Origin of the sequence: Dokdonella sp., from assembly GCF_049593775.1 — a bacterium.
Lineage (GTDB): Bacteria > Pseudomonadota > Gammaproteobacteria > Xanthomonadales > Rhodanobacteraceae > Dokdonella.
The window spans coordinates 1-7,987 of the sequence record NZ_JBAWHJ010000448.1 but is presented as its reverse complement, the minus strand read 5'-3'; the positions used below and the strand labels follow the sequence as shown (position 1 = coordinate 7,987).

8 protein-coding genes, 1 tRNA gene and 1 pseudogene are annotated in these 7,987 nt (G+C 61.6%); 5 read left to right on the top strand and 5 right to left on the bottom strand.

What is annotated here, in order from left to right:
• Positions 1-302: ECF-type sigma factor (locus tag WBP53_RS15500; RefSeq protein WP_423930524.1), on the bottom strand; the 302-nt coding region annotated here is incomplete at its 3' end.
• A gap of 134 nt (positions 303-436) precedes the next feature.
• Entirely contained in the window at positions 437-946 is a 510-nt protein-coding gene (locus tag WBP53_RS15495; protein WP_423930522.1) for an STM3941 family protein, read from the bottom strand.
• Between the two features lie 76 nt (positions 947-1,022).
• Between WBP53_RS15495 and WBP53_RS15490 the strand changes: the two genes are divergently transcribed.
• From WBP53_RS15490 to WBP53_RS15475, 4 genes are all read left to right on the top strand, one after another.
• Entirely contained in the window at positions 1,023-1,172 is a 150-nt protein-coding gene (locus tag WBP53_RS15490; RefSeq protein ID WP_423930521.1) for a hypothetical protein, read from the top strand.
• 87 nt (positions 1,173-1,259) lie between these two features.
• Positions 1,260-3,707, top strand: a complete 2,448-nt coding sequence (locus tag WBP53_RS15485; RefSeq protein WP_423930519.1) for a tetratricopeptide repeat protein — start codon at positions 1,260-1,262, stop codon at positions 3,705-3,707.
• Positions 3,704-4,444: a sensor histidine kinase gene (locus WBP53_RS15480; protein ID WP_423930517.1), complete on the top strand. Its 741-nt coding sequence runs from the start codon at positions 3,704-3,706 to the stop codon at positions 4,442-4,444. The genes WBP53_RS15485 and WBP53_RS15480 overlap by 4 nt, the downstream gene beginning before the upstream one ends.
• On the top strand, positions 4,441-5,082 hold the full coding sequence (locus WBP53_RS15475) for a LuxR C-terminal-related transcriptional regulator (RefSeq protein ID WP_423930515.1): 642 nt from the start codon (positions 4,441-4,443) through the stop codon (positions 5,080-5,082). Before WBP53_RS15480 ends, WBP53_RS15475 begins: the two co-directional genes overlap by 4 nt.
• A 7-nt stretch (positions 5,083-5,089) precedes the next feature.
• On the opposite strand, the gene WBP53_RS15470 is transcribed toward WBP53_RS15475, so the two are convergent.
• From WBP53_RS15470 to WBP53_RS15460, 3 genes are all read right to left on the bottom strand, one after another.
• A complete protein-coding gene (locus WBP53_RS15470) occupies positions 5,090-6,580 on the bottom strand; it encodes a hypothetical protein (protein WP_423930513.1) in 1,491 nt (496 codons plus the stop codon).
• Positions 6,581-6,839: 259 nt separating this feature from the next.
• Entirely contained in the window at positions 6,840-7,097 is a 258-nt protein-coding gene (locus WBP53_RS15465; RefSeq protein WP_423930511.1) for a hypothetical protein, read from the bottom strand.
• 235 nt (positions 7,098-7,332) lie between these two features.
• Positions 7,333-7,419 (bottom strand) — tRNA-Leu (locus WBP53_RS15460).
• Between the two features lie 256 nt (positions 7,420-7,675).
• Here WBP53_RS15460 and WBP53_RS15455 point away from each other — a divergent pair.
• Positions 7,676-7,987: pseudogene (locus tag WBP53_RS15455) on the top strand (hypothetical protein); the annotation flags it as partial.

Genomic DNA, 7,987 nt, shown 5'->3' with positions numbered 1-7,987 from the left:
CCATCGCGCTTCGATGCTGCCCGACGTCGCGCATGATCGATGAGGATTTCCCTCATCAGCCTCGCCGCAACCGCAAGGATGTGCCCGCGATCCCCGCCCTCCACTGCCGCAGAACCGGACAATCGCAGCCACGCTTCGTTGACCAGCGCGGTGGGCTGCAAGGTGTGATCGGAACGCTCCCGACGGAAGATCTGGCCAGCAAGCCGGCGCAACTCCGGGTACAACACCTGTACGAGGCGATCCCGCGCCGCGGTATCGCCATCTCGCCAAGCTGACAGCCATTCGGTAACGGGGGCTTCCATGACATGAGTTTAGCCCGCAAACCACTGGAACGCGCTGATGGCCCGGCCGTGGTGGATCGCCACTGCGCGGTGGCGCACTGCCGACTTGCCCAAGGCGGTTCAGGAACAAGCTGCGTATCCAATGCTGACGGCGATCAGCTTCCGTGCTGCCTCAGATAGCCTTTCAGATGCTCGATCAGGTTGTGCGGCTCGATATCCAGCAGCTTGAGCGGAATGACACACGGCGTACCGTGCTGTGTTTCGATCGCTTCAAGTACCGAGCTTGACCCGAAGGATGCGCTGGCGACGAATTTCACCGGATCCACCAGGTCAATGGCCAGAAAATTCGAGCTCCTGCCACTGGCAGCGGGCAAACGAAAGCCCGTGATTTCGCCCCAATTGATGCGCCGAACCAGCATGCCGGTGCGATCAACCAGTCCCTGCTCAGTCGCAATCAGCACGGGCTGCTTGTCCATCAGCTTCCAGGCCCCGAAAGCGGCGAACACGATCCCGGCAACCAGCAGGGTGAAACTCAACAGGCGCCAAAGGAACTCCTCATCCTTGAGCCAATCCCACGCCCACCAACCCAGCACCGCGAGCACCAGTCCGATGACTACCCAGTGCATGAACCCGCCCGCCCTTCCCTTGACTTCCAGCTTGCTCATTGATCGCTCCTGACTGACGCCTATCATTGTACTTTACTTTATATATGACCTCTAGCCATCCGGGGAGTCCCGCTTGATGGAATCTGCTTGCAGCATCCGCAAGCGCTCTGCAACCGCGGCGTTCAGCGGCAATGAGCTGGCAATCGACATCGTCAACGTCGAAGGCGCTGGCAGCTTGTCTCCAGCCAGGACGACCCTGCATTCATTGCGTTCGTCCAGCATTTAAAATCATCATCGAAATGCGGCACATTGCTTGCAAGCAACAGGCCGAACAGCGAATGGGCCACCCTGAATGGCCACGCAGGAGACAACAGTGACAAAACGCGGAACAGATACGCTTCGATTGGACGGAGTAGAACCACAGGAACCATCTGAATTCTCGATCGGCCCGTATCGGATCCTGCGTCTGCTTGGTGAAGGCGGCATGGGTCGCGTCTATCTGGCGCAGCAGATTCACCCACAGCGTGAAGTCGCCCTGAAGGTCGTACGTGGCTTGTCAGCTTCGGCGATTGATCGCATGCGCCGGGAGATCGAAGTGCTCGCCCAACTCGAACATCCCGGCATCGCCAGGTTGTACGCGGCCGGCGAATCCCGCATCGATGATGTCGAGGTGCCGTGGCTGGCGCTGGAATACGTGCCTGGCGTGGATCTGGTCAGGCACGCGAACGAGCTCGACCTCGATCTGGTATCCCGACTCCAGTTGCTGATTGAAGTCGCTCGCGCCGTGCACTATGCACACGAGCGCGGCGTCATCCATCGCGATCTCAAACCCGGCAACATCCTGGTCGATGATGCAGGTCGATCAAAGGTGCTCGACTTCGGCATCGCACGCCTGCGCGACGATTCCGCTCTTGGGCTGACCCAGGACGGCCAGGTGCTGGGAACCCTGCCCTACATGAGTCCCGAGCAATTGCTGGGCGATGGCACCCGCGTTGATGCACGCAGCGATGTCTACTCGCTCGGCGTACTCGCCTATGAGCTGATTGGCGGGCAACTTCCGCATCCGCGCCTGAATACCTCTACGATCTTCGAGGCTCTCGACATCCTGAGTCACGAAACGCCACCGCGACTGGCAACAATCAGCGCAGCCTCGCGTGGCGACCTCGATACCGTGATCATGAAATCGCTGGCCAGCGAGCGCGAACAGCGCTACTTGACGGCCGCGCAATGGGCAGACGACCTCCAGCGCATCATCGACCATCGGCCGATCGCCGCACGGCCACCGACCCGGCTGTATCGAGCGAGTCGGTTCGTCCGCCGGCACCGTCTGCTGACAGCGGCCATGGCCAGCATTTTCATCGTGCTTGGCGTAGCCAGCATGATCTCGCTGCGTTTCGCGCTTGCTGAACAGCGTGCACGTGCCGATGCCGACCAGCGTGCCCAGGAGTCGGCGGCAGTCAACACGTTCCTCGAGCAGATGCTTGCATCCGCGGATCCCGAGTTGTCCGCCGGGCGCAAGCTGACCGTCGATGAAGTGGTCGACCAGGCCGAACGGGATCTGCCTCGGCTGGATAATCAACCTGGCGTGCAACGCGCGGTAACCTCGACCCTGGCTCGCACAAGACGCGCGCTGGGCGAATTCGACGCGGCGCTGGCACTCAACCAGCGCGCCTTCGAACTCGGTGAACGGACCGGCGCAACCGCCGCCCGGCAATCCGAGCTGCTGCAACAGCGCGCGACGGTGTATACCGATCTTGGCCAGTTCGACAATGCGACCGCGGCACTCGCCGACGCACGCGAATCCTGGCCCGATGCGCCGATCGCCAAGCGCCTCAGCATGGATCTGACCGCCGCACGCATTGATGACGAAGCCGGCCGGCCGGAGCCCGCGGAACAGAAGTACCGAGAGGTGCTCGCCGAGGCATTGGCCATCGACAGCCAGGTGCTGAAGAACGACGCGGATCTGCGCAGCACCCTGGAAGTCACACGCAGCAACTTGTCCGGCGTACTGCGCGATCGCGGTGCACTGGATGAATCCGAGCAGCTGACCCGCGCCGTACTGGAAGGGCGTATCGAGCAGTTGGGGGAACGTTCGCCGCTGACCCTGGCCAGCCGCAACAAGCTGGCCCTCGTACTCGCTGCGCGCGGCGACAACGAACAGGCCGAGAAGGAAGCGGCCGAAGCACTGCGCGTGCAGCGCGAGGTACTCGGCAACAACCACGCCAACACGCTGACCTCGATGCAGACGCTGGCCAATATCCTCTTGGCACGCAAACAGTACGACGAAGCAGAACTGCTCACGCGCGAATCCATGAAAGGCATGGAGGCCCAGTTTGGCGACGACTACGCGCAGACCCTGGCCTCGATGAACACGCTCGCCTACCTGCTCGAAGAGCGTGGCAAGATCGAGGAGGCAGAAGCGGCGTACCGACGCATCATCGAGATCCAGACCCGCGGTGGTGTCCAGCATCCGACGACGCTGGCGCCGCGCAACAACCTTGCCATGCTGTTGATGAAGGCCGGACGCTACGATGCCGCACGTGCAGAGTTCGCTTCCCTGATGGAACACTCGCGAGCCACTGTGGGCGATGATCATGCGATGACTGCGATCTTCATGAGCAACGAAGGATGGTGCCTGAGCCGCATGGGTCGAACGGCCGAAGCGCGAACAGAGCTTGAGGACGCGCACCAGCGCCTGCTCGGAATATTTGGTGCCGATCACACACGCACCAAGGCTGCCGCCGAACGGCTCGCCGAGGTCTATCGCACGCTGGGTGAAAACCAGAAGGCCGATGCGCTGATGCCTGCGGCTGACGCATGAGCCTCTACATCGCCTTCTTCGTGGCATGTGGCGTGTCGATGGCGCTGGGCATCGTCGCGATTGCCCTGGCCCTGCTGTTGCGCAAGGAGCGAACCCAGCTCGCGGCCGAGCAAGCCGCGGCGGCCAGCCGTCTCTCGGAACGTGAAGCGCTGATTCGCGCCCAGGCCACCATGGCCGAGCGCGAGCGCATCTACGGCGACCTGCACGATGACATCGGCGCACGCCTGCTGGGCATGATCCACGCCGCAGAATCACCCGAGCAAGCCGATCGTGCACGCGCGGTGCTGCAGGATCTTCGTGATGTCGTCACCCGCTCGCGCGGCACACCCGGCTCACTCTCGGACACATTGGCCGATATTCGGAGCGAAACCTCACAGCGACTTGCCGCCGCCGGTATCGAACTGGTCTGGGAACTCAGCGATGATTTGCCCGATCCAGAACTCGATACCGCTCGCGCATTGCATCTGCACCGCATCGTTCGCGAGGCGATCAGCAACGTGATCCGGCATGCGCGCGCCGCCCGTGTCCGCATCCGGATCAAGGCGCTGGGCGGCAAGCTGCTGCTCGATCTCACCGACGATGGCGGCGGCCAGGAACCTGCTTCGAAATCCAGAGGGCGCGGTGTCGAGAACATGCGCGAGCGCGCTGCCGAACTGGCCGGTGACATCGACTGGAAACCCGGCACCGAAGGCGGCACCAAGGTCCTGCTGACAATGCCGTTGGGAGAGGATCCATGAGCACATTCGATCACGCACTCGTGGTTGACGATCTTGCCGGCAGTCGCGACTGGTTGTCGCGCGCACTCGAACAGGCGTTTCCCGGAATCAGGATATCGGTTGCCGGTTCGCTGGCGGAGGCGGATGAACATGTCTCCTCAGCACCACCGTTGGCCCTGATCGATCTTGGCCTGCCCGATGGCTCGGGCATCCGCCTGATCGAGAAGCTGCAGCCACTCGGTACGCTGTGCATTGTTGCCACCGTATTCGATGACGACGCGCATCTGTTCCCTGCCCTGCACGCCGGCGCACAAGGCTATGTACTCAAGGATCAGTCAACCGACACGCTTGCCGAGATGCTGACCGGCATTGCCGCAGGACAACCTCCGTTGTCACCATCCATCGCGCGACGCCTGCTGCGGCATTTCCAGCCGGTTGCGGCCATTGCGGACGAACCCAGCCTGACCGGTCGCGAAACCGATGTCCTGCGCCTGATTGCCAAGGGCCACACGGTGGCCGAAGTCGCCACCCTGCTCGGCATTTCACGGCATACCGCTGCCGGTTATCTGAAGGATGTCTACCGCAAGCTGAGCGTCAGCTCGCGCGCCGAAGCCACGCTGGAAGCTACCCGGCGCGGCCTCGTCGGCACCGACGGCTAGCCTGTTGCTACCGTGCTTCGGCGTTCGACGCAGCACGACCCGGCAAAGCAAGATCCTCGAACGAATCGCAATAGATGCCATCCATGCCGTACTGCAAGGCGCATGGCGCGTAGGTCGGGATCTCGTGCCAGAAACAGTTGGGCTGGTTCGGATCGTTGACGCAGGATGCCAGCAAGGTGGTGTTGGCCGGACTCGAGGTATCGATCGCACCGACCAGCGGCAGCGGACCGGGTGATTCCGTCAGCACCGGATCCAGATGCACGCCGAAGCTTACGTAGCCGGTTGAGCCCGCCGCCATGCCGGCACCCTGGCAGGTCAGCAATGGACCGTTCGCAAGCGTGCCGCTGGAGCTGCAGGTCAACGCCGGAATCGCGCTGTAGGTCTGCGTATGGGAGAAGCCCGGCGGCAGCTTGATCTGCACCGCCGTATTCGCTGCGAAACCGCTGCCGATGTTGCGGAAGTTGACCACGATCGGACCGTTGTCCTGGCCCAGCGTGAAATACGCTGGCGAATGCTGCACGTCCGGATCACTGAAGCGCAAGAACGCTGCGCTGGGGGCGCGCGTATTGACCGCAAGGCGACCACAACCACGCTGCATCGGGTCGGCTACGCAGGTGGTCGGGGGCGCAACCTGATCGTTGCCGATGGCTGCGTGGAAGTACAGCGGCCCCGGCACCATGATGTCGGGCGCGAAGTCGGTCCGGATCGAGGCGAAGCCGTTCTGCCCGCTGGCCATGTAGGGCACCGTGCAAGTCAGCATCTGGCCATCCACTTCCATGGCAGCCGTGCAACCCCACGCTGGAATCCCGGAAGTGAAACCGCTGTAGGTGACACCGGGTGGAAACTTGACCTTCAGCGTTACAGGCGTATTGCTCGGCCCGAAACCGGAATTGAGCATTCTGACCGCGATGATGTTCTGAAGCGTGCCACCCTCGATCGCGACTGGCCAGGTGGATATCTGATTGGCAGTATCGCCCCAGCCGTAGATCTCGATCTTCGATTCATGCACGGTCGGCGTGACGGTCGCACAACCACTCGTGCTCGGCGACGGCGCGCAGATCAGGATCGGCGGCAGAGGAACCTGCGCGCTGCTGAGCGTGGTGCTGATTTCGACCGGCGCCAGCGGCATGTTGATATCGGTACTGGCCGTGAGCGACACCACGCTCAGGTTGTAGTTGCTGTCGGTCAGCGTTCCGCTCTTGGAGCAGGTCAGCTCGCGCGAGCCAACCCCCGACACGGTGCAACTCCAGCCGCTGCCCACGCCATGGTGAAACTGCATCCCTTCCGGAAGCGTGGAGTGAACGGTAAATGGCCCCGTATAAGTCAGGCCATCGCCAACGTTCTCCTTGCGCACCTGAATGACGAAACTGAACTGCGTGCCGGTAGAGGTCGACGGCATCTGAACGTCCAGCCGCAAGGGGCCCGCGTTGGCCAGACAGGAAAATCCGGCAAGCAGAACAAGCAGAAGAAGTCGTGTGATGTGGACCTGGGGGCGCATGGCGATAGGATCCGGCGGATTTTCACCACCTTATGGAATCACGCCAATTCCATGAACCCCGCGAACAGGGGGGCAAGCCCTTGCACTCAGTCCGATCAAGTCAAAAATGCGTACTGCGAACGGTGGCGCGAATGCATGCCATCACCCAACAGGAACAGTCACCTGGATCGACGCGCGCAATGGTACGGCCGGAATCAGAAGCAAGGTTTGCGCCCCTGCCGATCAGTCCCAACGTTGGTGGCCCAGACCACCCGGGGCCCTAGGCGTGCCGCGCAATCTTGCGTTGCCTCTCGCGAAACTGCACCAGCGCTCCCGACAACGCTTCGGCGCGATCCCTGAGCAGTTCCATGCGCTTGCGTGCCAGCAGCGCCGAGTGGATCAGCTTGGCTCGCTGCCGTTGTTGCTCGGCGGTCATGGGCTGATCCAGTGGCATCAGATCGTTGCAAATGACCCGAACAGCGTGAAGGGATCGCACGGCGGCATGTGCCGCGGTGTTGGCCTCGCGAATCGATGACATGGCTACGCTCCAGATTAAAGGTGCCCATTCGTCGGCGATTCGAACATCCAAGGGGGGAAGGACACTCGCGCCAGGACTAGCGGGCCAGAACAGATTGCCTGCCAGGCCGATACTTCGATATGGGGATTTGCCGCGTCTGCTTGTAGGAAATTTCCTACATGTTCAGCAAAACGACTTTTGCTTACGGGATTCAGACAGACACTGGACTGCCGAAAGATCAGGCGGCTTGTCGAGATGGTGCCCGGAGCGGGGGTCGAACCCGCATGGCCTTGCGGCCGAGGGATTTTAAGTCCCTTGCGTATACCAGTTTCGCCATCCGGGCCAACGCGCAGAATGCCCGATGACGCGGCGGGCGGCCAGCGCTACGGGATACAACAGGAAGGGATGGAGGCCTGGGTCGGAATCGAACATGAATCGCAACATATTGATTATACAGCCTCGACTTTGAATCAACTTCGATGGATGGCCCCATTTATGGCCCCAATTGCCTGCTTGCACAGTACTCTCGGGAGAGCTCTGATTCGCGCGTCGCAGGCAAGGACGTAAGATCATAGTTTGCTGTCGGACGGAGCTACGACATGACGCTCAACAACCTCCTAGCTGACCTCATCCGTGAGCTCGATCGTGTTCATCCCAACGGTCAATTGGATGTCGGAACGCTCGACAAGCGCACCCTTCCCACGTTCGTTACCGCCGAAAGCGGTCAAGAACGGCATTTTACGAGGAAGTCGCTCGACGCGCTCTTGGAGCTTAGCCACACCCTTTATCGGGAAACCAAGAGCATCAGCAAAACGATGCGCGAGGACGAGTACTTTTCGCTGGTTCGGCAAGCCCTCGCCGACTGCCATGCCTCAGGTGAATGCGATTTGTCGAAGAACTCCATACGAGAT

Bases quoted from the DNA above. Each gene is read 5' to 3' on its own strand.
- WBP53_RS15495 (WP_423930522.1), bottom strand. From the start codon at position 946: ATGAGCAAGCTGGAAGTCAAGGGAAGGGCGGGCGGGTTCATGCACTGG.
- WBP53_RS15490 (WP_423930521.1), top strand. From the start codon at position 1,023: ATGGAATCTGCTTGCAGCATCCGCAAGCGCTCTGCAACCGCGGCGTTC.
- WBP53_RS15480 (WP_423930517.1), top strand. From the start codon at position 3,704: ATGAGCCTCTACATCGCCTTCTTCGTGGCATGTGGCGTGTCGATGGCG.
- WBP53_RS15475 (WP_423930515.1), top strand. From the start codon at position 4,441: ATGAGCACATTCGATCACGCACTCGTGGTTGACGATCTTGCCGGCAGT.
- WBP53_RS15470 (WP_423930513.1), bottom strand. From the start codon at position 6,580: ATGCGCCCCCAGGTCCACATCACACGACTTCTTCTGCTTGTTCTGCTT.
- WBP53_RS15465 (WP_423930511.1), bottom strand. From the start codon at position 7,097: ATGTCATCGATTCGCGAGGCCAACACCGCGGCACATGCCGCCGTGCGA.